This is a genomic window from Paraburkholderia steynii (genome assembly GCF_900100565.1).
GTDB lineage: Bacteria > Pseudomonadota > Gammaproteobacteria > Burkholderiales > Burkholderiaceae > Paraburkholderia > Paraburkholderia terrae.
The window spans coordinates 1-24,982 of sequence record NZ_FNDI01000039.1 but is presented as its reverse complement, the minus strand read 5'-3'; the positions used below and the strand labels follow the sequence as shown (position 1 = coordinate 24,982).

The 24,982-nt window shown below is 62.4% G+C and carries 19 protein-coding genes; 17 read left to right on the top strand and 2 right to left on the bottom strand.

Going from position 1 to position 24,982, the window contains the following annotated elements:
• Positions 1-285: 285 nt before the first annotated feature.
• From phaC to BLT65_RS40700, 10 genes are all read left to right on the top strand, one after another.
• Positions 286-2,274, top strand: coding sequence for a class I poly(R)-hydroxyalkanoic acid synthase (phaC, locus tag BLT65_RS40745; RefSeq protein ID WP_208545885.1), 1,989 nt, complete (start codon positions 286-288; stop codon positions 2,272-2,274).
• Positions 2,275-2,465: 191 nt separating this feature from the next.
• Positions 2,466-3,647 carry an acetyl-CoA C-acetyltransferase gene (locus tag BLT65_RS40740; RefSeq protein ID WP_007586439.1) on the top strand — a complete coding sequence of 394 codons (1,182 nt, stop codon included), beginning with the start codon at positions 2,466-2,468 and terminating at the stop codon, positions 3,645-3,647.
• Between the two features lie 178 nt (positions 3,648-3,825).
• A complete protein-coding gene (locus BLT65_RS40735) occupies positions 3,826-4,566 on the top strand; it encodes a 3-ketoacyl-ACP reductase (protein WP_091789420.1) in 741 nt (246 codons plus the stop codon).
• A gap of 148 nt (positions 4,567-4,714) precedes the next feature.
• Entirely contained in the window at positions 4,715-5,293 is a 579-nt protein-coding gene (gene phaR / locus BLT65_RS40730) for a polyhydroxyalkanoate synthesis repressor PhaR (RefSeq protein WP_007742570.1), read from the top strand.
• A gap of 412 nt (positions 5,294-5,705) precedes the next feature.
• Entirely contained in the window at positions 5,706-6,758 is a 1,053-nt protein-coding gene (locus BLT65_RS40725; RefSeq protein ID WP_244186987.1) for a DUF3800 domain-containing protein, read from the top strand.
• Positions 6,759-7,007: 249 nt separating this feature from the next.
• Positions 7,008-8,399, top strand: a complete 1,392-nt coding sequence (gene rimO / locus BLT65_RS40720) for a 30S ribosomal protein S12 methylthiotransferase RimO (RefSeq protein ID WP_091789414.1) — start codon at positions 7,008-7,010, stop codon at positions 8,397-8,399.
• Between the two features lie 3 nt (positions 8,400-8,402).
• Positions 8,403-9,329, top strand: a complete 927-nt coding sequence (locus BLT65_RS40715) for a sugar kinase (protein ID WP_091789489.1) — start codon at positions 8,403-8,405, stop codon at positions 9,327-9,329.
• A gap of 157 nt (positions 9,330-9,486) precedes the next feature.
• Entirely contained in the window at positions 9,487-10,671 is a 1,185-nt protein-coding gene (gene bktB, locus BLT65_RS40710) for a beta-ketothiolase BktB (protein ID WP_091789411.1), read from the top strand.
• 148 nt (positions 10,672-10,819) lie between these two features.
• Entirely contained in the window at positions 10,820-11,422 is a 603-nt protein-coding gene (locus tag BLT65_RS40705; RefSeq protein WP_091789408.1) for a hypothetical protein, read from the top strand.
• Positions 11,423-11,462: 40 nt separating this feature from the next.
• The gene (locus BLT65_RS40700) at positions 11,463-12,647 is read left to right on the top strand and encodes a cystathionine beta-lyase (protein WP_042312218.1); all 1,185 of its coding nucleotides are present in this window, start codon (positions 11,463-11,465) and stop codon (positions 12,645-12,647) included.
• A 93-nt stretch (positions 12,648-12,740) separates the two neighbouring features.
• Here BLT65_RS40700 and serB read toward each other — a convergent pair whose 3' ends face one another.
• Entirely contained in the window at positions 12,741-13,580 is an 840-nt protein-coding gene (serB, locus tag BLT65_RS40695) for a phosphoserine phosphatase SerB (protein WP_091789486.1), read from the bottom strand.
• A 393-nt stretch (positions 13,581-13,973) separates the two neighbouring features.
• On the opposite strand from serB, the gene BLT65_RS40690 reads away from it, so the two are divergent.
• The 5 genes from BLT65_RS40690 (at position 13,974) to BLT65_RS40670 (ending at position 21,789) form a co-directional block, all read left to right on the top strand.
• A complete protein-coding gene (locus BLT65_RS40690; protein ID WP_091789404.1) occupies positions 13,974-15,938 on the top strand; it encodes a glycoside hydrolase family 28 protein in 1,965 nt (654 codons plus the stop codon).
• A 126-nt stretch (positions 15,939-16,064) separates the two neighbouring features.
• A complete protein-coding gene (locus BLT65_RS40685; protein WP_091789483.1) occupies positions 16,065-17,306 on the top strand; it encodes a cytochrome P450 in 1,242 nt (413 codons plus the stop codon).
• A gap of 202 nt (positions 17,307-17,508) precedes the next feature.
• Positions 17,509-18,483: a non-homologous end joining protein Ku gene (ku, locus tag BLT65_RS40680; RefSeq protein WP_091789480.1), complete on the top strand. Its 975-nt coding sequence runs from the start codon at positions 17,509-17,511 to the stop codon at positions 18,481-18,483.
• Between the two features lie 52 nt (positions 18,484-18,535).
• Positions 18,536-21,403 (top strand): DNA ligase D, encoded by a 2,868-nt coding sequence (gene ligD / locus BLT65_RS40675; RefSeq protein ID WP_091789401.1) that lies wholly within the window; start codon positions 18,536-18,538, stop codon positions 21,401-21,403.
• Positions 21,404-21,477: 74 nt separating this feature from the next.
• On the top strand, positions 21,478-21,789 hold the full coding sequence (locus tag BLT65_RS40670) for a hypothetical protein (protein ID WP_091789398.1): 312 nt from the start codon (positions 21,478-21,480) through the stop codon (positions 21,787-21,789).
• Positions 21,790-21,844: 55 nt separating this feature from the next.
• Here BLT65_RS40670 and BLT65_RS40665 read toward each other — a convergent pair whose 3' ends face one another.
• Positions 21,845-22,801 carry a LysR family transcriptional regulator gene (locus BLT65_RS40665; protein WP_091789395.1) on the bottom strand — a complete coding sequence of 319 codons (957 nt, stop codon included), beginning with the start codon at positions 22,799-22,801 and terminating at the stop codon, positions 21,845-21,847.
• Between the two features lie 166 nt (positions 22,802-22,967).
• Here BLT65_RS40665 and BLT65_RS40660 point away from each other — a divergent pair, with 166 nt between their 5' ends.
• Together BLT65_RS40660 and BLT65_RS40655 are read left to right on the top strand one after the other, a co-directional pair.
• On the top strand, positions 22,968-23,984 hold the full coding sequence (locus BLT65_RS40660) for a zinc-binding alcohol dehydrogenase family protein (protein WP_091789393.1): 1,017 nt from the start codon (positions 22,968-22,970) through the stop codon (positions 23,982-23,984).
• Positions 23,985-24,781: 797 nt separating this feature from the next.
• The coding region (locus BLT65_RS40655) for a transposase (RefSeq protein WP_143036658.1) at positions 24,782-24,982 on the top strand (201 nt) is incomplete at its 3' end.

Sequence of the window (24,982 nt, the reverse complement as noted above, 5' to 3'; positions counted from 1 at the left end):
TTCCCCCATGACCCAGACGAGCCCGTAGTAACGGGCTCGTTTTGCATTGCACAGCACGATCGTTTCTTCCATCGGCAATTCGATTTCATATACATCGGGAAAACGATGATGAAAAAATTATCGCAGTGCGGCAAAATCGGGAACAAGCATTGACATGCCTTGCGATGGGGCGCAAGAATGTTCTCCACCGGGCAAGGGCGTAACGCGGTCGCGATCCATTCGCGCCTGCCGCGCAAGTACCTGCCTCTCAACCCGTCCGCGAGGACCTTTCGGTTAAAAGCAGGCATGGCTGCATCTCAAACTTCCTCGACTTCTTCTCGCACGGACACCTCGTCGGACCGCACGCAGCAGCAAGCGGATGCGGCAGGGGTCCATCAATGGTTCGATGCCTGGATGAACGCATGGCGTTCGATAGGCGCACAGGCTGCAGCGAACGGCAATCCTTTTAGTGTCCCCGCTATGCCCGACTTCGCGAAAGCGGCGACGGCGCAGGCCGGTTCGCTGCCGTTCGCGAATCCCTTCTTCGAGCAAATCGCCAAACAGTTTGCGCAAACGCAAGCTCAACCGAACGGTCCGGCCGAAGGCCAGCCGTTCAACGCATTCTTCGGGCAGGCATTCAATCCTCAGCTCGCGCAACAGTTTACGCAGCAGCTTGCCGGGTTGAAGGTGCCGAGCGCATCGATCCCGTCCACGCGTCTTCAGCAGTTGCAGTCCGACTATTCGCGCGAGGCGATGCAGTTGCTGCAACAGTCGACGCAGACAAGCTCGACGGGTATCGAGCTAAAGGACCGGCGCTTCAGTTCGGAGGCGTGGAAGACGACGCCCGTCTACGCGTACACGGCAGCGTGGTATCTGTTGAACGCGCGTTATCTGCAGGAACTGGTCGATGCGCTCGAAACCGACCAGAAAACCCGCGAGCGCATCCGCTTCGCCGTGCAGCAATGGACGGCGGCCGCTTCGCCGAGCAACTTCTTCGCGCTGAATCCCGAAGCGCAAAAGACGCTGCTCGAAAGCAACGGCGAAAGCCTGCGCCAGGGCGTGATGAACCTGCTCAACGACATGCAGCGCGGCAAGATCTCGCAGACCGACGAATCGCGTTTCGTCGTCGGCAAGAATCTGGCGATGTCGGAAGGTTCCGTCGTGTTCGAGAACGAGCTGATGCAGCTGATCCAGTACAAGCCGCGCACGGCGACCGTGTACGAGCGGCCGCTGCTGATCGTGCCGCCTTGCATCAACAAGTACTACATCCTCGACCTTCAACCTGAGAACTCGCTCGTCGCGCACGCGGTCGAGTCGGGTCATCAGGTGTATCTGATTTCGTGGCGCAACGCGGATCAGTCGATCGCCGAGAAGGGATGGGACGACTACATCGGCGACGGTGTGCTGGCCGCGATCGAAACCACGCGTCAGATCAGCGGCCGCGAGCAGATCAACACGCTCGGTTTCTGTATCGGCGGCACGTTGCTCGCGACGGCGCTAGCCGTGGCGTCGGCGCGCGGCGAGCATCCGGCGGCGTCGATGACGCTGCTCACGGCGATGCTCGACTTCGCCGACACGGGCATCCTCGACATCTTCGTCGACGAAGCACATGTGCAGATGCGCGAGCAGACCATCGGCGGCAAGAACGGTACGCCGCCAGGCCTGATGCGCGGACTCGAGTTCGCGAACACGTTTTCGTTCCTGCGCCCGAACGATCTCGTGTGGAACTACGTCGTCGACAACTACCTGAAGGGCCGCACGCCGATGCCGTTCGACCTGCTGTACTGGAACAGCGATTCGACGAGCCTGCCGGGTCCGATGTATTGCTGGTATCTGCGCAACACATATCTGGAAAACAAGCTGCGCGAACCGGGCGCGCTGACCACGTGCGGCGAGAAGGTGGACCTGACGCGCATCGACGTGCCGACGTTCATCTACGGCTCGCGCGAAGACCACATCGTGCCGTGGGAAACGGCGTATGCGTCGGTGCCGCTGCTGACGGGGCCGCGCAAGTTCGTGCTCGGCGCGTCGGGCCATATCGCCGGCGTGATCAATCCGCCGTCGAAGAAGAAGCGCAGCTTCTGGTCGGTAGCGGGCGACGATAAAACGCTGCCCGAGAACCCCGCCGACTGGCTCGAAAGCGCAACGGAAACGCCTGGCAGCTGGTGGCCCGAATGGACGAGCTGGCTCGACCAGTTCGCTGGCAAGAAGGTGAAGCCCGCGGCGCAAGCGGGCTCGGCCGAGTTCCCGGTGATCGAACCCGCGCCTGGTCGCTACGTGCAGGAGCGCGAATAATCGTTCGGGTGCCGAATCATTCGCATAGGGTCGCCGTCGAAGTCAAAAGAGCGACCTCCGCCTGACGGATAACGAGTGACGACGGATGGAGTGAGACAGACGCTGTATCGCAGTAATGCTGACTTGACCGGATTAACAACTTTTGACGGGGTACTGTGGAGCATGTCGCCGCAGCCCCGAAGGAAACGAAAATGACTGACGTAGTGATCGTATCGGCGGCCCGCACGGCTGTCGGCAAATTCGGTGGGTCGCTGGCGAAGATTGCGGCGCCGGAACTTGGCGCCACGGTGATTCGCGCCGTGCTGGAGCGCTCGGGCCTCAAGCCCGAGCAGATTAGCGAAGTCATCCTGGGTCAGGTGCTGACGGCGGGTTCTGGGCAGAACCCGGCGCGTCAGTCGCTGATCAAGGCCGGTCTGCCGATGGCAGTGCCCGGCATGACCATCAACAAGGTGTGCGGCTCGGGCCTGAAGGCCGTGATGCTGGCCGCCAACGCGATCATCGCGGGCGACGCGGACATCGTCATCGCGGGCGGCCAGGAAAACATGAGCGCGGCGCCGCACGTGTTGCCGGGCTCGCGCGATGGCTTCCGCATGGGCGACGCCAAGCTGATTGACAGCATGATCGTCGACGGCCTGTGGGACGTGTACAACCAGTACCACATGGGCGTGACGGCTGAGAACGTCGCGAAGGAATACGGCATTTCGCGCGAAGACCAGGACAAGTTCGCGGCGCTTTCGCAGAATAAGGCGGAAGCCGCACAGAAGGCCGGTCGCTTCGATGATGAAATCGTGCCGATCCAGATTCCGCAGCGTAAGGGTGATCCGCTGTCGTTCGCAACGGATGAATTCGTGCGCCACGGCGTCACGGCCGAAGCGCTGGCGGGTCTGAAGCCGGCCTTCTCGAAGGAAGGCACCGTGACGGCGGCGAACGCGTCGGGGCTGAACGACGGCGCGGCGGCGGTTGTCGTGATGTCGGCGAAGAAGGCTGAGGCGCTGGGTCTCACGCCGCTCGCGCGCATCAAGGCGTACGCGAACGCGGGCGTCGATCCGAAGGTGATGGGCATGGGCCCGGTGCCGGCATCGCGCCGTTGTCTGGAGCGTGCGGGCTGGGGCGTGAACGACCTCGACCTGATGGAAATCAACGAGGCATTCGCGGCGCAGGCGCTGGCCGTACACAAGCAGATGGGCTGGGACACGTCGAAGGTCAACGTGAACGGCGGCGCGATCGCGATCGGCCACCCGATCGGCGCGTCCGGTGCCCGGATTCTCGTCACGCTGCTGCACGAAATGCAGAAACGCGATGCGAAGAAGGGCCTCGCGTCGCTGTGTATCGGCGGCGGTATGGGCGTGGCGCTCGCGCTCGAGCGTCCGTAAGCGGTCGTTTCACAAGGAGGCCGCCGCGCGTGCCGGTGTCGCCAACGGCGACTGGCGGCGCGGCGTGGTCCGATACTTTGGCGCGGTTGGCTGCATCGAACGCGCCGAACGCATCGGATATTGGAAGGCGAAGCACGAGGCGGCTGGCGTCTCGTAAAACGATAATGGAGTGTGTGTTATGTCACAACGAATTGCGTACGTAACGGGCGGCATGGGTGGCATCGGCACGAGCATTTGCCAGCGTCTGCTGAAGGATGGCTACAAGGTGGTCGCAGGCTGCGGCCCGAATTCCCCGCGTCGCGTCAAGTGGCTCGAAGATCAGAAGGCGTTGGGCTTCGACTTCATTGCGTCGGAAGGCAACGTGGGCGACTGGGAGTCGACCAAGCTCGCGTTCGACAAGGTCAAGGCCGAGGTCGGTGAAATCGACATACTGGTGAACAATGCGGGCATAACGCGCGACGTCGTGTTCCGCAAGATGACGCATGAAGACTGGACGGCCGTGATCGACACGAACCTGACCAGCCTTTTCAACGTGACGAAACAGGTGATCGACGGCATGGTCGAGCGTGGCTTTGGCCGCGTGATCAACATCTCGTCGGTGAACGGCCAGAAGGGCCAGTTCGGTCAAACGAACTATTCGACCGCGAAGGCGGGGATTCACGGTTTCACGATGGCGCTCGCGCAGGAAGTGGCCACCAAGGGCGTGACGGTCAACACCGTTTCGCCGGGCTACATCGGCACGGACATGGTGAAATCGATTCGCGCCGATGTGCTGGAAAAGATCGTCGCAACGATTCCGGTGCGCCGTCTGGGCACGCCGGATGAAATCGGGTCGATCGTTGCATGGCTGGCGTCGGACGAGTCGGGCTTCTCGACGGGGGCTGACTTCTCGCTGAACGGCGGCCTGCATATGGGCTGATCCGTGAGCGTCCTGTTTTGTCGCAGCGAGAACGAAGCGGGACGTTACATGGTTCAGATGTTTCTGGCGGCGTCTCGTACGCGCAGCGTTTCGCTGTGCGTGCGACAGGACGCCGTTTCTGCGCTTCATTCGCGCTCAAAGGCGTTACATGACCACTACTACAAAGAAAACAGCCGAACGACTCATTAAGAAATATCCGAACCGTCGACTGTACGATACAGAGACCAGCACTTACATCACGTTGACCGATGTGAAGCAGCTCGTGCTGGATCAGGAGGATTTCAAGGTCATCGATGCCAAGAGCAACGAAGACCTGACGCGCAGCATCCTGCTTCAGATCATTCTCGAAGAGGAGAGCGGTGGCCTGCCGATGTTCTCGTCGATCATGCTGTCGCAGATCATCCGTTTCTACGGGCACGCGATGCAGGGCATGATGGGCACGTACCTGGAAAAGAATATCCAGGCGTTCATCGACATTCAGAGCAAACTCGCGGATCAGTCGAAGGGCCTGTACGAGGGCAAGACGATGAATCCGGAGGTCTGGTCGCAGTTCATGAACATGCAAGCCCCGATGATGCAGGGGATGATGACCAGCTATATCGAGCAGTCGAAAAACATGTTCGTGCAGATGCAGGAGCAGATGCAGAACCAGGCGAAGACGATGTTCAGCACGTTCCCGTTTACGCAGCCGACGCCGCAAGGGAATCCGGAGCCGGAGAAGAAGTAGGGCGAAGAGCGTCGTTCGAGGGAACGAAAGCGGCAAGAGATCGCCCGGCATCGCGCCGGGCGGCCAGTCGCTGTGGAAGTGTCTTCGTTGCAGACGGCGCTGGTTTCCGGCTTGTTCCGTCCCATGCGTGACTCTCGGGAGCGGACGCGTCGGATTCGCCCGCCTTCCGGTGGCACGGGCTGCGTCTTGTCCATTTGATTGAATAATATTTACCGGCACAAATATCCAACTAATCCGAAATTAATAAGACGGGTTTGAGAATTTTTGGGCGCAAAGATTAGTGTTCGTGATTTATTCGGTGTTCATCTTCGCTTAATGGAATCTCCTAATTTTCTGTGTTGAATTTTCAGAATCTCTGATGTTGACATAAGTAACGCGGCGCATTTAATATCATTTCACGTTCAGGCCTAGCTTGAATCGCTCGTCGAACGGGGATAATCCTCGGCGACAAATACGGCCCAAGGCCGCCAAACAGCCGCTCAAGCGGCTGTTTTCATTTTGCGAGGAGGTCGCATTGTCATATATCTGCTATATCGACGAAGCAGGATGCAGCGCTCCTCTTCCAGCAGGAAAAACCAATATTCAACCATTGCTCGTCATTGCCGGCCTGATAATCCATCAGGAGGCGCTTGCTGATATAACGCGCGACTTTCTGACATTAAAGCGGACATATTTCCCCGGTTTATTTAAATCACCCCATCCGCTTGATGATGTCCGCGAAGAGATCAAAGGGTCCGACTTGCGAAGGGCAATTCGAAAGCGCGGTCATCAAGCCAGGACCGAGTTCAGATTCATCGACGAGACGTTGGCCCTGCTTGAGAATTTTCAATGCCACGTTCTAGGTACAGTCCGGATCAAAGGTATCGCTACCCCGTTCAGGGCGCGTGAAACTTACACGCGCTCGGTCCAATACGCGTGTAGCGGGTTTCAATCTTTCCTTGAACAACGGAGGGCGCGCGGCCTCATGGTGGCGGATTTCCGGACGACGCAACTGAACGATCAGGTCGCGCATTCCATCTTCACGCAGAAGTACCGTGCCAGGGGCGATCCATTCGACCGCCTGCTTGAATTGCCCACGTTCGGGATCAGCAATAACCACGTTGGACTTCAATTGACAGACGTCCTGTCAAGTGCGCTTCTGTTTCCGATGGCCTCGTCGGCGTACTGCTTCGGGCGCGTGACAGGCGTCCACGTCAATGGTCGCGATCTGGTCATTCGCCGGCGATATGCAAAGCGCCTGAAGCAACTTCAGTTCAAGTCAGATACGCGGTGGAGCATCGGCGTCGTCGATCATCACGAGAGGCGTTCGTCGGCGGCATTATTCGTCGTCCCGCCCGTCAAGGTCCAGCCTGCGACCGACCATTTTCAACCTGAGTTGGGAACGCGCTGCATAGCGATTCCTGCCGGGCGCTACGGCGATAGACTGCAGTCTGTCTCTGTGCGGATCACTGCCCCCGTCGCTTGAGTTAGCGCCGCATCATGCTTCCGGCCCGTCGAGCACCGCTTGCACATCCCTCTCACGGTATAATCCGAGGTTGCTTGCGCGGGCCCAACCGACTTCCCACAAGATCCACATGGCCCCATTTCGCGACGGTCCTCGCCACGAGGGCACCGTCGCACGGTGCGCCCACGTTTGCCGCGATTCCGGCGCCCGGGCTGCACGCCCAAGCCCTCCTATATCGCGTCACTCATCGCTCTCGCCGGACCATTCTCTATGTCGCAGACTTCGACCCCCACCGCGCCGACCGCTTCGATTCCGAAGGTCGGGTTCGTTTCCCTCGGATGCCCGAAAGCCCTCGTCGACTCCGAACAGATCATCACGCAACTGCGCGCGGAGGGCTACGAAATCTCCGGCACCTATGACGGCGCGGACCTCGTCGTCGTCAACACCTGCGGCTTTATCGACGAAGCCGTCCAGGAAAGCCTCGATGCCATCGGCGAAGCGCTCACGGAAAACGGCAAAGTGATCGTCACCGGCTGCCTCGGCGCGAAGCAGAGCGCGAGCGGCTCGAATCTGATCGAGGAAGTGCATCCGAAGGTGCTCGCCGTGACGGGCCCGCATGCGCTTGGCGAAGTGATGCAGGCCGTGCATAGCCATCTGCCGAAACCGCACGATCCGTTCGTCGATCTCGTGCCCGCCGCGGGCGTCAAGCTCACGCCGCGTCACTATGCGTATCTGAAGATTTCCGAAGGCTGTAACCACCGCTGCACGTTCTGCATCATCCCGTCGATGCGTGGCGACCTCGTGTCGCGTCCCGTCGCGGAAGTCATGCTCGAAGCGGAGAACCTGTTCAAGTCGGGCGTGAAGGAACTGCTCGTGATCTCGCAGGACACGAGCGCGTACGGCGTCGACGTCAAATACCGCACCGGCTTCTGGAACGGCAAGCCGATCAAGACGCGCATGACGGACCTCGTCGGCGCGCTCGGCGAACTCGCCGCGCAGTACGGCGCGTGGGTGCGTCTGCATTACGTGTATCCGTATCCGAGCGTCGACGAAGTAATTCCGATGATGGCGGAAGGCCCGCTGAAGGGCCACGTGCTGCCGTATCTCGACGTGCCGTTCCAGCATGCGCATCCCGAAGTGCTCAAGCGCATGAAGCGTCCTGCAAACGCCGAGAAAGTGATCGAGCGCGTGCGCGCATGGCGCGAAATCTGCCCGGACCTGACCATCCGCAGCACGTTTATCGCGGGTTTCCCCGGCGAGACGGAAGAGCAGTTCGAAACGCTGCTCGACTTCATCCGCGAGGCGGAACTGGATCGCGTCGGCTGCTTCGCATATTCGCCCGTCGAAGGCGCGGGTGCCAATGAGCTCGACGGCGCGCTGCCCGACGAAGTCCGCGAGGCGCGCCGCGCGCGCTTTATGGAAGTAGCGGAAGAAGTATCGGCGAAGCGCATCGCGCGCAAGGTCGGCAAGACGCTGAAGGTGCTGGTCGACGAAATCAATGCCGATGGCGGCATCGGCCGCACGGCGGCGGATGCGCCGGAGATCGACGGCGTGGTCTATATCGCGCCCGCGACCAAGGCGTCGAAGCGCTACAAGGTCGGCGATTTCGTGTCGGTGAAGATCACGGGTGCCGACGGCCACGATCTGTGGGGCGAGGTCTAAGTGATGCTCTCGAACACACCGTCCATCCTCGCGCTAGGCGAGGCAATGGTCGAATTCAACCAGTCCGGCAAAGACCAGCCCACGTACCTGCAAGGCTTCGGCGGCGACACGTCGAACTTCTGCATCGCGGCCGCGCGGCAGGGCGCGTCGACGGGTTTCGTATCGGCTGTCGGCAATGACCCGTTCGGGCGTTTGCTCCTCGATCTGTGGCAGCGCGAGCAGGTCGATACCTCGCTCGTGCGCGTCGACGATCAGGCGCCGACGGGCGTGTACTTCGTGTCGCACGGTCCGTCCGGTCATCAGTTCGACTATCTGCGCGCGGGTTCGGCAGCGAGCCGCTACGCGCCGCGCGATCTGCCGCTCGACGCGATCGCCGCCGCGAAGGTCATCCATCTGTCCGGCATCAGTCTCGCGATTAGCGTGAGCGCCTGCGATGCCGCGCTCGCCGCGATCACGCACGCGCGCGCGAACAAGGTGCTCGTGAGCTTCGACACGAACTTGCGCCTCAAGCTGTGGCCGCTCGCGCGGGCGCGCGCCGTGATGCTCGAAGCGATCCGCCAGACGGATATCTGCCTGCCCAGCTGGGACGACGTCACAGAACTGACGGGCCTCACGGAACGCGACGACATCGTCGATTTTCTGCTCGCCCAAGGGCCGCGCGTCGTCGCGCTGAAACTCGGCAAGGAAGGCTCGTATATCGCGACGCCTGACGAGCGCCGCGTCGTGCCCGGTCACGTCGTCAACGCCGTCGATGCGACGGGCGCGGGCGACTGCTTCGGCGGCGCATTCATCGCGCGCATTGCTGCGGGCGACGATCCCTTCCAGGCGGCGCGCTACGCGAACGTCGCGGCGGCGCTGTCGACGCAAGGCTTCGGCGCCGTCGCGCCGATTCCCGATCGCGCGACGGTCGAACAGCTTCTCGGCGCCTGAGCGCACACTGAAGCGCGAAGTTCGCCAGCACCGCAGCACAATGGCGTCAGATTCAGCGCGGAAATCCGGCAACTCGGGTATGTTCAGCAAGGCAAGGTCATGCGCGTCTTCAACGAAGCGCATGACATTCATCTGAGACAACAGAGAGGAGCAAGCGATGCAACGTGAAGTGGTGGTAGTGAGCGGCGTGCGCACGGCAATCGGCGACTTCGGCGGCAGCCTCAAGGATTTCGCGCCGACGGATCTCGGCGCGCGCGTGGTGCGCGAGGCGTTGTCGCGTGCAAGCGTTTCCGGCGACGAAGTCGGCCATGTCGTGTTCGGCAACGTCATCCATACCGAGCCGAAGGACATGTACCTCGCGCGTGTCGCGGCGCTCAACGGTGGCGTCGCGCAGCATGCGCCCGCGCTGACCGTGAACCGGTTGTGCGGCTCGGGCCTGCAGGCAATCGTATCGGCGGCGCAATCCGTGTTGCTCGGCGACGCGGATATCGCGATCGGCGGCGGCGCGGAAAGCATGAGCCGCGCGCCGTACATCATGCCGTCGGCGCGTTTCGGCCAACGCATGGGCAACGCGAGCATCGTCGATATGATGCTCGGCGCGCTGCACGACCCGTTTCAGTCGATCCACATGGGCGTAACCGCCGAGAACGTCGCGAAGAAGTACGACATCTCGCGCGACGTGCAGGACGCGCTCGCGCTCGAATCGCACCGCCGCGCGGCGAAGGCGATCGAAAGCGGCTACTTCAAGGAACAGATTCTCCCCATCACGATCGCGTCGAAGAAAGGCGACACCGTCTTCGACACGGACGAGCACGTCCGCATGAACGCGACGGCCGACGACTTCGCAAAACTGAAGGCCGTGTTCGCGAAAGAAAACGGTACGGTCACGGCAGGCAATGCCTCGGGCATCAACGACGCGGCAGCGGCCGTCGTGCTGATGGAGCGCAGCGTCGCCGAGAAGCGCGGCGCGAAGCCGCTCGGCCGGCTGGTCGCGTACGCGCATGCGGGCGTCGACCCGAACTACATGGGCATCGGCCCCGTGCCGGCGACGCAGAAGGCGCTGGAGCGCGCCGGCCTGAAGGTCGGCGATCTCGACGTGATCGAAGGGAACGAAGCGTTTGCGGCGCAAGCCTGCGCCGTCAGCAAGGAGCTGGGCCTCGATCCCGCGAAGGTGAACCCGAACGGCTCGGGCATTTCGCTCGGTCATCCGATCGGCGCGACGGGCGCGCTCATCACCGTCAAGGCGCTGTACGAGTTGCAGCGTATCGGTGGCCGTTATGCGCTCGTGACGATGTGCATCGGCGGCGGGCAGGGCATTGCAGCGATCTTCGAGCGGATCTGATCCGTTCGGGAGACGGGACGGGGCGGCGGCGACGTGGTGTTCCGCCGCCCCGTCTCTGAACGAACTTGCGGTATAACCGGTCGAAGCGGGTTATCGAGGTATCAGGCGTTAGCAAAACGCCATCAAGCCGGTTGAAAGGAAACAACGGATGCAGGAAACCAGGTCGAAACACAGGGCGTCGTGGCCCGCGATGATCGCGGCTGCGGCATTGGCTGTCGCGGCGGCGATGCCCGTCGCGACGCACGCGGAAAGCGACGCCGTCAAGGCACTGGCGGCGCCGCCGCCGATCCAGCTGCCGCTCAAGCCCAGCCCCGAGTTCGCGAAGTTTCCGCAGTACGCGGGCACGCTCGGCACGCGCCAGATCGTGCTGCGGCTGGGCGCGAAAACCGACGATCCCTCCGGCGTACACGGCGAATATCAGTTCGCCGACACGGGCGAAGTGATCCTGATTGCGGGCGACCGCGACGGCGACACGCTCGAAGTCGAAGAGTCGAATGACGGCACGCATATTACGGGCAACTGGGTCGGCAAGTTCGCCGCCGATGGCTCGATCGAAGGCGAACGGATGAACGTCGACGATTCCAATCCGCTGGAATTTTCGTTGCGGCCGCTCGCAGCGGGGCAGAAAGCGCCGTCGGCCGCGCCCGTTCGGGCTCAGAAGCCGACACAACAGCCAACGCAGCAACCCGCGCAGCCGCGCACCGGCGGCCAGCCCGTCAACGGCGTGAACAATCTGACGATCGGCGAATAGGCGCCGCGCGCATCACTGACGAATCCAACTTTCTTTGACCATGACTCAAAAGACTCCGAAGCACGGCTTGCAGACCCGCATCGTCCAGCCGTCCGATCAGCTGACGCCCGGTTGGGAATCGTTCTCGGTGCCCGTCGCGCGCGCCTCGACGGTCGTTTTTCCGGACCTCGCGGCGATGCGCGCGCTCGACTGGCGCAACGACGCCCAATGGCGCTACGGCTTGCACGCTACGCCGACGTCGATCGCCCTCGCGCAGCGCCTTGCTGCCCTCGAAGGCGGCAACCATGCGCTGTTGCAGCCGTCGGGGCTGTCGTCGATTTCGAATGTGTACTTCGGCCTGATGAAATCGGGCGACGACGTGCTGATTCCCGACAACGTCTACTCGCCGAACCGCGATCACGCCGAGTGGCTCGCGAAGGACTTCGGCATCACCGCGCGCTACTACGATCCGATGATCGGCGCGGGCATCGCCGACCTGATCCAGCCGAACACGAAGCTCATCTGGCTCGAAGCGCCAGGCTCGGTGACGATGGAAGTGTCCGACATTCCCGCGATCACGGCCGTGGCCCGCGCGCGCGGCGTCGTCACGGCGATCGACAATACGTGGTCGGCGGGTCTGTCGTTCCGTCCGTTCGATCACGGCGTCGATATTTCGATGCAGGCGCTCACGAAGTACCAGTCGGGCGGCAGCGACGTGCTGATGGGCGCGACGATCACCGTCGACCGCGATCTGCATCTGAAGCTGAAGCTGGCGCGCATGCGCATGGGCATCGGCGTGTCGGCGGACGATTGCTCGCTGATCCTGCGCAGCCTGCCGTCGATGAAAGTGCGTTTCGAGCAGCACGATAAAAGCGCGCTCGAACTCGCGAAGTGGCTGAAGACGCGCCCGGAAATCGCCGTGGTGCTGCATCCGGCCTTGCCCGATTGTCCCGGCCATGAATTCTACGAACGCGACTTCACGGGCGCGGGCGGGCTGTTCTCGGTCGTGTTCGACGCGCGCTATACGCCGGAACAGATCGACAGGTTCTGCGAATCGCTGGAACTGTTCTCGCTCGGCTGGAGCTGGGGCGGAGCGCAAAGTCTGGCGATGCCGTACAACGTCGCGTCGATGCGCACCGAATCGCAATGGCCGCATCGCGGCACGCTGGTGCGGTTCTACGTCGGTCTCGAAGACGAAGCGGATCTGCGCGCGGATATCGAGCGTTGCCTCGTCGCTCTGGGTTGAACCTGTCGCGCGTGAAGCGCTCGTAGCGCTTCGTCGAGCCAGAAGCAAAAAGGCCCGCTCGGTTTCGAGCGGGCCTTTTTTGTTTTCGTCCGGTCAGAAAAGCCGCAACAGTCCATCCAGTCCGACGTGATTGAATGCGACGCTCGCCGCGTCGCGCACAACCGGCTTCGCGCGGAACGCAACGGACAGGCCAGCCGCCGCCATCATCTTCAGATCGTTCGATCCATCGCCCATCGCGATCGCGCGGGTCGGCTCGATGCCGAGCTTGTCGCAGGCTTCGCGCAGCGTGCGCGCCTTCACGTCGGCGTTGACGATCTCGCCGAGCACACGGCCCGTCAGCTTGCCGTCGACGATTTCCAGCGTGTTGGCGCGCGTGAAATCGAGACCGAGACGCGCCCGGAGCTTCTCGGTGAAGAAGGTAAAGCCGCCCGATACCAGCAGCGTCTTCATGCCCGCCGCCTTTGCGCCCGCCAGCATCTTTTCTGCGCCGGGCGACAGTTGCAGACGTTGCTCGTAGACCTTTTCGAGCGCGCTTGCGTCGAGGCCTTTCAGCAGCGCGACGCGGCGCGTCAGGCTCTCGTTGAAGTCCTTGATCTCGCCGCGCATCGACGCTTCCGTGATCGCCGCCACTTCCGCCTTCAGGCCGCAAAAATCCGCGATTTCATCGATGCATTCGATCGTGATCAGCGTCGAATCCATGTCCATGGCGACGAGGCCGAAGTCGGTCAAACGTCGGCCCGCTTCGACGAACGCGTAGTCGAGCGCATGCGTTCCGCAGTAGACGTCGAGGTCGGCGCGCTGCCCGAGGTCGGCGTTTTCGATGCGCACCGCGCTCGGATCGATGACGGACAGTTTCGAGCCGCGCGACAGCGCGACGAGCGGCTTGTGATGTTCGGCGGCAAGCGGCGTGAGGCTTTGGATGACGAGATTCATGTCGACGCGGGAAATGGGCAGCAGCAAGAAAGCACGGGAAACGCCCATTGTAACGGTTCCGTGCGACGCGGCCGCGCAGGCGAGGGTGGTGCGTCTTGCAGATGGTATCGACGCGTAGTGCGTTTTAGTTTCAAGGAACGCGATCGTAGTGGTCGAGGTTATCTCATAAATATCCCGCTAATAATACTTGGTACTACGGAATGAATGGATGGACCAAGCGGGGTTTACCACATGGCTTTTTATTGATTCGGATCGCTAATATTCTCTGCGTTGTTTGACAACATCTCGGCAAATGGCACGGCTTGTCAGATGACGGGCGAAGGTGATGCGCCTGTCGGAAGTCTGCTGACGCGATTGCACGACTTAGAAAATTCCAGGGAAAACAGAGCGATCATGAACACTCGCATCAAACATCTTGCATCGACGCCGACACGACCCGCGCGAGCGCCCTCGGCGTGGCTTGCGTCGCTGTCGACGGCGCTGATTCTCACGGCCTGCGGCGGTGGGTCGGGGCCGGCCGCGTCGGACGTATCGGGCGGCAACGTGGACAACAACGGCGCCGTTGCGCCCGCTGCTGCTTCCAGCGCAAGTGACGCCAGCGCTACGACACCCGATCAGCCGGCCTCCGACGCCACGCCTGCCTCCGACACAGCCCCCGCCAGCGATGCAAGCGGCACGCCCGCGCCAGGCTTCCAGGTCGGCACGGCTACATTCGATGCCGCACTGCCACCCGAACCGACGTTGCCGACGTCCGCACAAATCTGTCAGACGTTGCCCGCCACACTGACAGCGCAGGCGAACGGCCTGCTGCCCGAAAGCGCCGACACTGCCAACACGGCCCCCGACACCACGCGCATCCAGGCCGCGCTGACGGCATGCGCGAACGCCGCGAGCACAGGCCTTTCGACGAACAAGGTCGTGCGTCTGACGTCGGGCGCGAATGGGGCGAACGCGTTCCTGTCCGGCCCGCTGAATCTGCCGAGCGGGGTCACGCTGTGGATCGACAGGCGCGTGACCTTGTTCGCATCGCGCGATCCGCGCCAGTTCGACAAGACCCAGGGCACGGCGAGCTGCGGCCTGATCACTGCCAGTGACAACGGCTGCAACGCGCTGATCACGGCCGCCAAGACGAGCAACAGCGCGGTAGTCGGCGACGGCACAATCGACGGGCGCGGCGGCAGCCAGCTTGTCAGCAGCGTGCGCGACGATCCCAATCTGCTCAAGCGCCCCGATGGCTCCGCGATGAGCTGGTGGGACATCGGCTATGAGGCGAACGTTGTGCAGAACAAGTCGCAGAACAACCCGCGTCTCATCCAGATCAACAATGGCAGCAATTTCACGCTGTATCGGGTGACGTTGCAGAACGCGCCGAAGTTTCACGTCGTGCCGAGCGGTGTGCAGGGTTTCACTGCATGGGGCGTCAAGATTTACACGCCGACGGCCGCCTACGAGGCGATGAACAACTACAAAGGCGTGCCGTACAGCACCGTCAACGCAAAGAACACCGACGGCATCGACCCCGCGAGTTCCGGGCCGATCACGAGCAATCCGGGCAACCCGGGCAAGCTCACAGGCGACGCGAGCAACATGCTGATCGCGTACACATCGATCCGCACGGGCGACGACAACATGGCGATCAAGGGCGGCACCGCGCCCGTCAACGGCCGCACGTACAACATCACCGTCGCGCACAGCCACTTTTACGAAGGGCATGGGATGTCGATCGGCAGCGAGTCGGCGGGCTCGGACAACGGCGTGGCCAACGCGGACGTGACGCCCGTGGGCGGCGTGTACCCGAGCGTGAGCAACGTGAACGTGTATGACCTGACTATCGACGGCGCGGACAATGGCTTGCGCATCAAGTCCGACTGGAGCCGCGGCGGCCTCGTGTCGAACATCCGTTATTCGAATGTGTGCATTCGCACCGGCAACCAGACGTCGAACCCGCAGGCGCTGATTTTCTCGCCGTACTACAGTCCCACGAAAAGCCTCGGGTTGTATCCGAACCTGCAAGGTATCGCGCTCGACGGCATACGCATCGTGAACGCATCGAACTACACGTTCCAGGGCTTCAATTCGGCGAGTCCGGTTCTGCTCGGCTCCGGCTGGTCGGCGGGAACGGTTGGATTCCCGAGTCCGCCTGTGGTCAGTCCGTTGCTGATCTCGCTGAACAACGTCGTCGCGGATGTGACGCCGCTCAGCATGACCGTTGCGGACGCACAGTTCTCGATTGGCGAAGGCGGCACGACGTTGCCGTTGCAGGCGGGCAGCGGGGTGACATTGACGCGCGCGGCGGACGCGCAGGTGTCGCCTGTCGATTGCAGCAAGGCGTTCGTGCCGTTCCCAGCGAAGTCGTAACATAACGAGGCGGGCGTGACGCGCATCGACGTCACGCCCTGCAAGCGATACGCCGTCGGCATGGTTCATACTGAAGGCTCAAAACATTCAGCCGCGCTCGCGGCGAAGATCAAAAAGGAGACACCCATGCACCCGTCCAACGCGACGTCGAACGATGCCGACATCGCCCGCCAGTTCGATTTGCGACACCTCGACGCGTCGTTTCACGCGGACCCGTATCCCGTCTATCACGCGCTGCGCACGCACGAGCCCGTCAAGCGCATGCCGGACGGCTCGCTCTTCCTCACGCGCTATCGCGACGTGCAGGCCGTCTATCGCGATCCGAAAACGTTCAGTTCCGACAAGAAAGTCGAGTTCGCACCGAAGTACGGCGCCACGCCGCTCTTCGAGCATCACACGACGAGCCTCGTCTTCAACGATCCGCCGCTGCATACGCGCGTGCGCAAGCTGATCGCAGGCGCGTTGACAGCGCGCGCGATTGCCGCGATGGAGGACGGGCTGGTGCGTCTCGTCGACGGCTTGCTCGATCATGCGGCGGAGCGCGGCGAGATCGATCTGATCGCCGACTTCGCGGCGGCGATTCCCGTCGAAGTGATCGGCAATCTGCTCGACGTGCCGCGCGACGAACGCGAGCCGTTGCGCGACTGGTCGCTTGCAATTCTCGGCGCGCTCGAACCTTCGCTCACGCCGGCGCAACATGAGCGCGGCAATCGCGCGGTGACGGAATTCGTCGCGTATCTGAAGGATCTCGTCGCGCGACGCCGCGCCGCGCCTGGCGACCCGCAGCACGACGTGCTCACACGCCTGATCCAAGGCGAAAAGGGCGAGGGCGGCGAGCAGTTGTCCGAAGTCGAACTGCTGCAGAACTGCATCTTCATCCTGAACGCCGGCCATGAAACGACGACCAATCTGATCGGCTACGGCCTCGTCACGTTGAGCGAATGGACGGACGAACGCGATGCGTTGCTGCGCGAGCCGGCGCTGATCGAAAGCGCCGTAGAGGAATGCTTGCGCTTCGAGAGTTCGAACCAGCTCGGCAACCGGATGACGATGCTCGATACGGAAATCGGCGGCGTGCTGGTGGCGGCGGGCACGCCCGTCACGCTGTGCATCGGCGCGGCGAACCGTGATCCCGAACAGTTTGCGCAACCGGACCGCTTCGACATCCGTCGCACGCCGAACCGGCATCTCGCATTCGGCTTCGGCATTCATCAATGCGCGGGACTGTCGCTTGCGCGCCTCGAAGCGCGCATCGCCATTGGACGCTTTGTGCGGCGCTTTCCTTCATATCGAATCAGCGGCGAGCCGACGCGCGGCGGGCGTGTGCGCTTTCGTGGCTATGCGGCCGTGCCGTGTACGGTCGAGTGAAATCTGCGGGCCGATAGCGCAGACTGGAAAGCGGTGTTCCGGCATCCGTAGCTTTTTCCGCCTCTGAGGCAAGACTTACAGCGGGATTGCGTCGCGTAGCTGCGACCGTCCCTTGGTGGCATAGCGCGGCGTGGATAGCGGCCCGCATCGGCGCTGGGCACGCTTGCTGCTTCGCATGGAGTTCAACTTCCGGGAGCGCGCGATGGCTCATATGATCTGGAAAGGCGCGATCAGCTTCGGTCTCGTCCATGTGCCGGTGCAACTGTATCCGGCAACCAAGTCCGAAAAAGTCGGCTTCAACCTGCTCGACAAGCGCTCGATCGATCCCATAGGCTATCGGCAGATCAACAAGCGCACGGGAAAGGAAGTGACGCGCGAGAACATCGTGCGGGGCTACGAGTACGAGAAAGATCGCTACGTCGTGTTGACCGACGAGGAAATTCGCGCGGCGAATCCCGAGTCGACGCAGACCGTCGACATCCTTGCGTTCGTTGACGCTCCCGATATCCCGTTTCTCTATCTCGAAACACCGTACTACCTCACGCCCGACCGCAAGGGCGAGAAGGTGTACGCGTTGTTGCGCGATGCGATGAAGGCGACGGGCAAGATCGGCGTCGCGAATGTCGTGATGCACAACAAGCAGCATCTGGCCGCGCTGATTCCTGTCGGTCCGATGCTCGCGCTCAACACGCTGCGCTGGGCCTCGGAAGTACGTCCATTCGACGAATTCAAGGTGCCTGACGAAAGCGCGAAGAAATCCGGCGTGACGTCTCGCGAGCTGGACATGGCGAAAAAACTGATCGCCGACATGAGCGACACATGGGACCCTTCCGAATACAAAGACACGTTCCGCGACGACATCCTCGCGCTGGTCGACAAGAAGGTGCAGGCCGGCAAGACGGAAGAAGTGATGGATATCGAAACGCCGCGCGAAGCGCCTCGGTCGGCGGATATTCTCGACTTGTCGGATCTGCTGAAGCGCAGCCTCGGACGCGGCGGCAAGGGCAAGACCGCCACGCGCGCAGCGATCAGCGATGACACGGACGACGAAGACGAGGCACCCGCGAAACGACGCGCGCCCGCGAAGAAAGCGGCGCGCCGCGCGACGGGGGCAACCGCGAAGACAACCGCGCGCAAAACCACAAGCGCGGCTGCGCGCAAGCGCCGCGCAGCCTGATCACGGATCGCGCTGCTGACGAAGCCCACGCAACGCAAAGCGCACACCGATCATGGCCGACAAGCTCGATACCTATCAGCGCAAGCGCCGCTTCGATGTAACGCCGGAGCCGTCGGGGACCGCTGCGCGCGCGAAGCGTGCGAAGGTTACAACGACAGCCGCAAGAAAGACCACGAAGCAGCACAGCTTGTCGTTCGTGATCCAGGAACACGACGCGCGACGCCTGCACTACGACTTCCGTCTTGAACTCGACGGCACGCTCAAATCCTGGGCTGTGCCGAAAGGACCGAGCCTCGATCCGTCCGTCAAGCGGCTTGCCGTGCATGTCGAAGATCACCCGCTCGAATACGGTTCGTTCGAAGGCTCGATTCCCGAAGGCAACTACGGCGCGGGCTCGGTGATCGTCTGGGATCGCGGCACGTGGGAACCGACCGGCGGCGAAGCGGGCGCGCGCGACGCATACAAGGCAGGCAAGCTCAAATTCCACCTGAACGGCGAGAAGCTGCACGGCGGGTGGACGCTGGTGCGCAGCCACATGCGCGGCAGCGGCGACAAGGAACAGTGGCTGCTCATCAAGGAACGCGACGACGACGCGCGCAGCGAAGCCGATTTCGACGTGCTCGAAGAGCGGCAGGGCAGCGTGCTGTCGGATGCGCCGGGCGCGCGCGGCGGCATGAACGGCACAAGCAGCTCCGGCAAAGCCGCCGCAGGCAAATCGAAGAGCAAAGAGGAGCGCGCCAACGCATCGATCAAGGCGACGAAAGCCGCCGCATCACGCAGATCCAAAGGCACGCCCGCCGACCGCCCCGACATCGTCGCGACGCGCAATGCCGAATCGCTTCGCGAACTGGCCAGTCATCCGTCGATAGAAGGGGCGGTCAAGGCAAAGCTTCCCGCCGCGCTCAAGCCGCATCTGGCGATGCTCGTCGACAACGCGCCCGCTGGCGACGATTGGGTCTACGAGATCAAATTCGACGGCTACCGTGTGCTGGCGCGCATCGATCACGCGTCGAAAGATTCGGTGAAGATCTTCACGCGCGCAGGCAACGACTGGACCGCGAAGTTCAGCAAGCAAGTCAAGGCGATCGCGCGCATCGGACTGGATAGCGCGTGGCTCGACGGCGAGGCGGTCGTGCTCGACAGCAACGGCGTGCCGAACTTCCAGGCGCTGCAAAACGCATTCGACGCACAGCGGCCGCAGGACATCACGTTGTATCTGTTCGATCTGCCGTATCTGAACGGCTACGACCTGCGCGGCGTGCCGCTCGAACAGCGGCGCGCGATCCTGCACGCGCTGCTCGAAACCGTCGACGACGACACGCTGCGCTTTTCCGAGGACTTCGGTTTCGACGCGGACCAGTTGCTGAAGAGCGCATGCGACATGCAACTCGAAGGCATCATCGGCAAGCGGCGCGACAGCTATTACGTGTCGGGCCGCTCGCCTGCGTGGATCAAGCTCAAGTGCCGGCGCCGCCAGGAATTCGTGATCGGCGGTTATTCGGAACCGGCGGGCAGCCGCGAGGCATTCGGCGCGCTGCTGCTGGGCGTCTACGACACGAAGGGCAAGCTGCAATACGCGGGGCGCGTCGGCACGGGTTTCGACGCGGCCAAACTGCGTTCGATCAAGAAAGAACTCGACGCGCGCGAAACAGAGAAAATGCCGTTCGCAAGCGAGCCGCGCGAACGAAGCCGGACGCCCGTGCATTGGGTGAAGCCGGAACTCGTCGCCGAATGCAACTTCGCGGAATGGACGAGCGACGGCGTCGTGCGGCAGGCATCGTTCGTCAGCTTGCGCAGCGACAAGCCCGCGAAGCAGATCGTCCACGAAGCGCCAAGCAAAGGAGCCGACGTGCAACAGATGACGGAAGAGATGAACGCCGGTCAGGCGAAGACATCGACGGCGAAAAAGCGCGCGTCGAAGACTGCGGATGTCGAGCCAACGCCCGCAACGAAGCGCGCGAAGACAAGCGGCGTGGAATCGCGAGGCAAGGCGGCCACGAAATCGACGAGCAAGACAGCCACCGTGACGATTTCCGGCGTGCGCATTTCGCACCCGGACCGCGTGATCGACAAGAGCACCGGCGCGCGCAAGATTGAACTCGCCGAATACTACGCGTCGGTTGCGTCGTGGATGCTGCCGTTTCTAAAGGATCGCCCGGTCGCGCTCGTGCGCGCACCGGAGGATATCGGCGGCGAACTGTTCTTTCAGAAACACAGCCAGAAGCTCGCGATTCCGAACATCACGCAGCATCCCGGGCTGGACCCGGACCATCCACCACTGCTGACTATCGAAAGCGAAGCGGCGCTGGTCGGCGCCGCACAGATGGGCACGATCGAATTGCATACATGGAACGCCGTGGCCGCGAACATCGAGAAACCCGACCGCATGGTGTTCGATCTCGACCCGGACCCGGCGCTCGACTGGAAGCGGATGATCGAAGCGGCGCAGCTCACGCGCGAGCTGCTCGAAGAACTTGGCCTCGCGTCGTTTTGCAAGACGAGCGGCGGCAAGGGACTGCACGTCGTCGTGCCGATCGCGAAGCAGCTCGGCTGGGACGAGGTGAAGGCGTTCACGCAAGCCGTCGCGCAGCACATGGCGGCGGCGCTGCCGAAGCACTTTGCCGCGAAGATGGGCGCGCAGAATCGGCAGGGCAAGATTTTTGTCGACTATCTGCGCAACAACCGTGGGTCGAGCACCGTCTGCGCATTTTCGCTGCGCGCGCGGCCGGGGCTGGGCGTATCGGTGCCGCTCGCATGGGACGAAGTGCCCGGCACGACGGCGGGCGATCAATGGAACATCGCGAATCTGCACGAGCGGCTCGACGCGCTGAAAAGTGACCCGTGGGCCGGCTACGCGAAGACGAAGCAGCGCATCACGGCCGCCATGCGGCGTAGGCTGGATATGGCGGAGCACGATTGACCGCTGCTTGCACGGAGCGAGCGGCAAAGCACGAGACGCATCAGCGTCATCGTGAGCACATCAGGGAGAGGATCATGAAGACATCGCAACAACATGCGACGGGCGACGAGCACGAAGCGCAGACCGCGCGCCCCGAAGGCAACGATCAGTCCAACGTGCTGAAACGTCCGTTCAACGAGCAGGCTGCGCCGTTGCCGCATGAAGCAGATCAGAGCACGGATTCGCAGCAGGAGCACGAGCCGCGCGGCGTCGGCAAGCAGGCGCATCGCGATCTGGAACGCGGGCTCGAAGATACCGACCGGCGCGGCGGCGACGAGTATCAGGAACGCACACAGAACGACGCGCAGGCCAACGAGAATTCCGCCGAAACAGGCAAGCGCCGCTGATCCGCAAACCGATACGCGCGCAACGGGCACGGCAACGACATTACGGTAGCGCGCCTTAGCTCGCCTCGCGGTCCCGCTCGATGTCCCAGTAGGGCGGATCACCGAAATGCGCGGCGAGGAAGTCGATGAACGCGACCGTTTTCGGCGGTACGAACGCGCGCGACGGATAGACAGCCCAGATCGCGACCGTTTCTCCGAGTGGATACGCGTCGAGCACCGTCACCAGTTCGCCGCTGCGCAAATATGGCGCGACATCCCACGTCGATTTCAACGCGATGCCGAATCCCGCCAGCAACGCGTCGCGGATCACTTCGCCGTTATCCGTCGCCAGGCGGCCGCCGACGCGCACGGTCAACGGTCCCGCTGGCGTGACGAACGACCAGTCGCGCTGATCGGAGAGGATCACGCATTCGTGCTGCGCGAGATCGGACGGATGATGCGGCGTGCCGTGCTCCTTCAGATACGACGGGGCGCAACAGATCACGCGCCGGTTCGCCGCGAGCCGCCGCGCGATGAGCGTCGAGTCCTTCAGCGCGCCCAGCCGGATGCCGACATCGACGCCGGCATCGACGAGATCGACGATCTTGTCGGTGAGCCGCAGATCGACGCTCACGCCCGGATAGCGGCGCAGAAACTGCGCAATCACCGGCGACACATGCTGCCGCCCGAACGACGACGGCATCGACACGCGCAGCCGTCCCTGCGGCTCGGCCTGGCCGCGTCCAACTGACGCGCGCGCGGCGGCGGCCGCGTCGAGCAGCGTTTCGGCGCGCGTCATGAAGACTTCGCCTTCCTGCGTGAGGCTGACGCGGCGCGTGGTCCGGTGCAGCAGTCGCGCGCCCAGCAGTCGTTCGAGACTGGCGATACGGGCGCTCGCGACGGCGGGTGACAACCCGAACTCGCGTCCCGCCGCGGATACGTTGGCGAGCAACGCGGCGCGCACGAACAGCGCGACGTCGAGCAGATCGAGGCGGTCGCGTTCATCGGGTGACGCCTGGGGAATCGGATCCATTGATTATTCGGAAATTCCAGAAGATGTTTCAGTCATTATGTTGGTTTTCGCAGCGTAAAGAATTTCCTACAGTTGAGTCAACGCGATTGGCGCGGTGTTTCAGATGCGTTGCCCGCCGTTGTCTTCGAAATCTCTGGAAAAACGTCAAACGAATCAAGGAGCTGTCATGAAAGCTATTGGCCTGACCCGTTATCTCCCCATCGACAACCCCGAGTCGCTCGTCGACATCGAACTCGATAAACCACAGCCGGCCGGCCACGACATTCTCGTGAAGGTGGAGGCGATTTCCGTGAACCCGGTGGATACCAAGGTGCGCGCGCCGAAGGAGACGGTCGAGAAGACGCCGCGCGTGCTCGGCTGGGACGCGGCGGGCACGGTCGAAGCCGTTGGGCCGGACGTGACCTTGTTCAAGGTGGGCGATCCTGTGTTCTATGCGGGCAGCATCACGCGGCCGGGCGCGAACAGCGAGTTTCATCTGGTTGATGAGCGCATTGTCGGCCGCAAGCCCGCGACGCTCGATTTCACGCATGCGGCAGCGCTGCCGCTGACGGCGATCACCGCGTGGGAAGCGTTGTTCGACCGGCTTGGCGTGTCACCGCAGGGCGTGGATGCGGGCAAGTCGGTGCTGATTATCGGCGGCGCGGGCGGGGTTGGCTCGATTGGCATTCAGCTTGCGAAGCAACTGGCGAAGCTGACCGTGATCGCGACGGCGTCGCGGCCGGAATCGGCGAAATGGGCGAAGGAGCTGGGCGCGGATCATATCGTCGATCATTTTGGCGATATGCCTGCGCAGTTGAAGCAGATCGGTTTTGAGCAGGTCGATTATGTATTGATGTTCAACGACACTGATCGGCATTTTCCGGCGGCTGCTGCGGTGATCAAGCCGCAGGGCGGGATTGCGACGATTGTCGAGAATGCGAGGCCTGTTCCCGTTGAGCTTCTGAAGGCGAAGAGCGCCGCGTTTCATTGGGAGTTCATGTTCACGCGGTCGATGTTCGGGACGCCCGATATGATTGAGCAGCATAAGCTGCTGACTGAGGTTGCGCGGTTGATTGATGCTGGGACATTGCGGACGACTGTGGGTGAGGATCTTGGCAAGATCAATGCGGGGAATTTGCGGCGCGCGCATCAGATGCTGGAGGAGGGGCGGGCGATTGGGAAACTCGTGTTGAGTGGGTTTTGATTTTTTTGTTTTTCTGATTTTTCTGGTTTTTCGTGTGCGGCGAGGGGTGATGGCGCCTGCGGTTTGATTTTTTATCCCTTCGCGAGGCGGTGTTTTGCTGCGCACGCTGTTTGGTTTATTTGGCTTTGCGCTGGCATCCGCGAATTGTTAGCGCGCTTCAGGCGTCGCCCCTGTGCGGGGCGGCACCTACTTTTCTTTGCCGCCGCAAAGAAAAGTAGGCAAAAGAAAGCGGCTAACACCGCCAGCCCTTGTTCTTATCCACGGGCCCCCAACGTCCCCACGCTTCACACGACAGTGCCCTGGTCGGTGCTGGTTGCCATCGCTTCGAACGAACGCCTCACCCGCTTCGAACACGCTTACCCGGGCAAGCGGCAGCGAATGGTATGTGCCGCCCAGGTGGCAAACTGTGTGTAGGCCGTGGTGCCTCACATGCCTCACTTCGGACGGATAGCGCAGGCGTTCCACGCTGTAAGAGCGCCAAGCTATACGACGCGACAACCTACACACAGTTTGCCACCTGGGCGGCCGTGGAATACCTGGCACGGCATGGAGTAGCGCGGGTGCGTGAAGCGGGTGAGGCGCAGCGCAAGAGCGTCGGCAACGAACATGGGTCACGTGATTGCCGTGTGAAGCGTAAGACCCTGTGGGGGCCCTCAGGCAGGAAGAAGAACTGGCGGTGTTAGCCGCTTTCTTTTGCCTACTTTTCTTTGCGGCGGCAAAGAAAAGTAGGTGCTGTAGTGGTCCAATGATCCTGGACACCTCAAAAGGTAGACTTCTAGCCAACAGAGAGGTGTTCGATGGGACGAAGGGAATTCTCGCCGCAGTTCAAGGAAGATGCAGTTAATCTGGTACTGCAACAAGGTTATACGGTCACCAAGGCAGCACGAGGGCTGGGTATTGGCGAGACGGCGCTGCGTCGCTGGCTTGGTGATCGCCAGCCGCAGGGTGCGGTGACCGAACCGCCAAAGGCAGGCGCGACGCCTGCCCAGACCCGCATT

What these genes read in the sequence shown, in the direction of transcription:
- phaC (WP_208545885.1), top strand. Translation starts at nt 286, where the DNA reads ATGGCTGCATCTCAAACTTCCTCGACTTCTTCTCGCACGGACACCTCG.
- BLT65_RS40740 (WP_007586439.1), top strand. Translation starts at nt 2,466, where the DNA reads ATGACTGACGTAGTGATCGTATCGGCGGCCCGCACGGCTGTCGGCAAA.
- BLT65_RS40735 (WP_091789420.1), top strand. Translation starts at nt 3,826, where the DNA reads ATGTCACAACGAATTGCGTACGTAACGGGCGGCATGGGTGGCATCGGC.
- phaR (WP_007742570.1), top strand. Translation starts at nt 4,715, where the DNA reads ATGACCACTACTACAAAGAAAACAGCCGAACGACTCATTAAGAAATAT.
- rimO (WP_091789414.1), top strand. Translation starts at nt 7,008, where the DNA reads ATGTCGCAGACTTCGACCCCCACCGCGCCGACCGCTTCGATTCCGAAG.
- BLT65_RS40715 (WP_091789489.1), top strand. Translation starts at nt 8,403, where the DNA reads ATGCTCTCGAACACACCGTCCATCCTCGCGCTAGGCGAGGCAATGGTC.
- bktB (WP_091789411.1), top strand. Translation starts at nt 9,487, where the DNA reads ATGCAACGTGAAGTGGTGGTAGTGAGCGGCGTGCGCACGGCAATCGGC.
- BLT65_RS40705 (WP_091789408.1), top strand. Translation starts at nt 10,820, where the DNA reads ATGCAGGAAACCAGGTCGAAACACAGGGCGTCGTGGCCCGCGATGATC.
- BLT65_RS40700 (WP_042312218.1), top strand. Translation starts at nt 11,463, where the DNA reads ATGACTCAAAAGACTCCGAAGCACGGCTTGCAGACCCGCATCGTCCAG.
- serB (WP_091789486.1), bottom strand. Translation starts at nt 13,580, where the DNA reads ATGAATCTCGTCATCCAAAGCCTCACGCCGCTTGCCGCCGAACATCAC.
- BLT65_RS40690 (WP_091789404.1), top strand. Translation starts at nt 13,974, where the DNA reads ATGAACACTCGCATCAAACATCTTGCATCGACGCCGACACGACCCGCG.
- BLT65_RS40685 (WP_091789483.1), top strand. Translation starts at nt 16,065, where the DNA reads ATGCACCCGTCCAACGCGACGTCGAACGATGCCGACATCGCCCGCCAG.
- ku (WP_091789480.1), top strand. Translation starts at nt 17,509, where the DNA reads ATGGCTCATATGATCTGGAAAGGCGCGATCAGCTTCGGTCTCGTCCAT.
- ligD (WP_091789401.1), top strand. Translation starts at nt 18,536, where the DNA reads ATGGCCGACAAGCTCGATACCTATCAGCGCAAGCGCCGCTTCGATGTA.
- BLT65_RS40670 (WP_091789398.1), top strand. Translation starts at nt 21,478, where the DNA reads ATGAAGACATCGCAACAACATGCGACGGGCGACGAGCACGAAGCGCAG.
- BLT65_RS40665 (WP_091789395.1), bottom strand. Translation starts at nt 22,801, where the DNA reads ATGGATCCGATTCCCCAGGCGTCACCCGATGAACGCGACCGCCTCGAT.
- BLT65_RS40660 (WP_091789393.1), top strand. Translation starts at nt 22,968, where the DNA reads ATGAAAGCTATTGGCCTGACCCGTTATCTCCCCATCGACAACCCCGAG.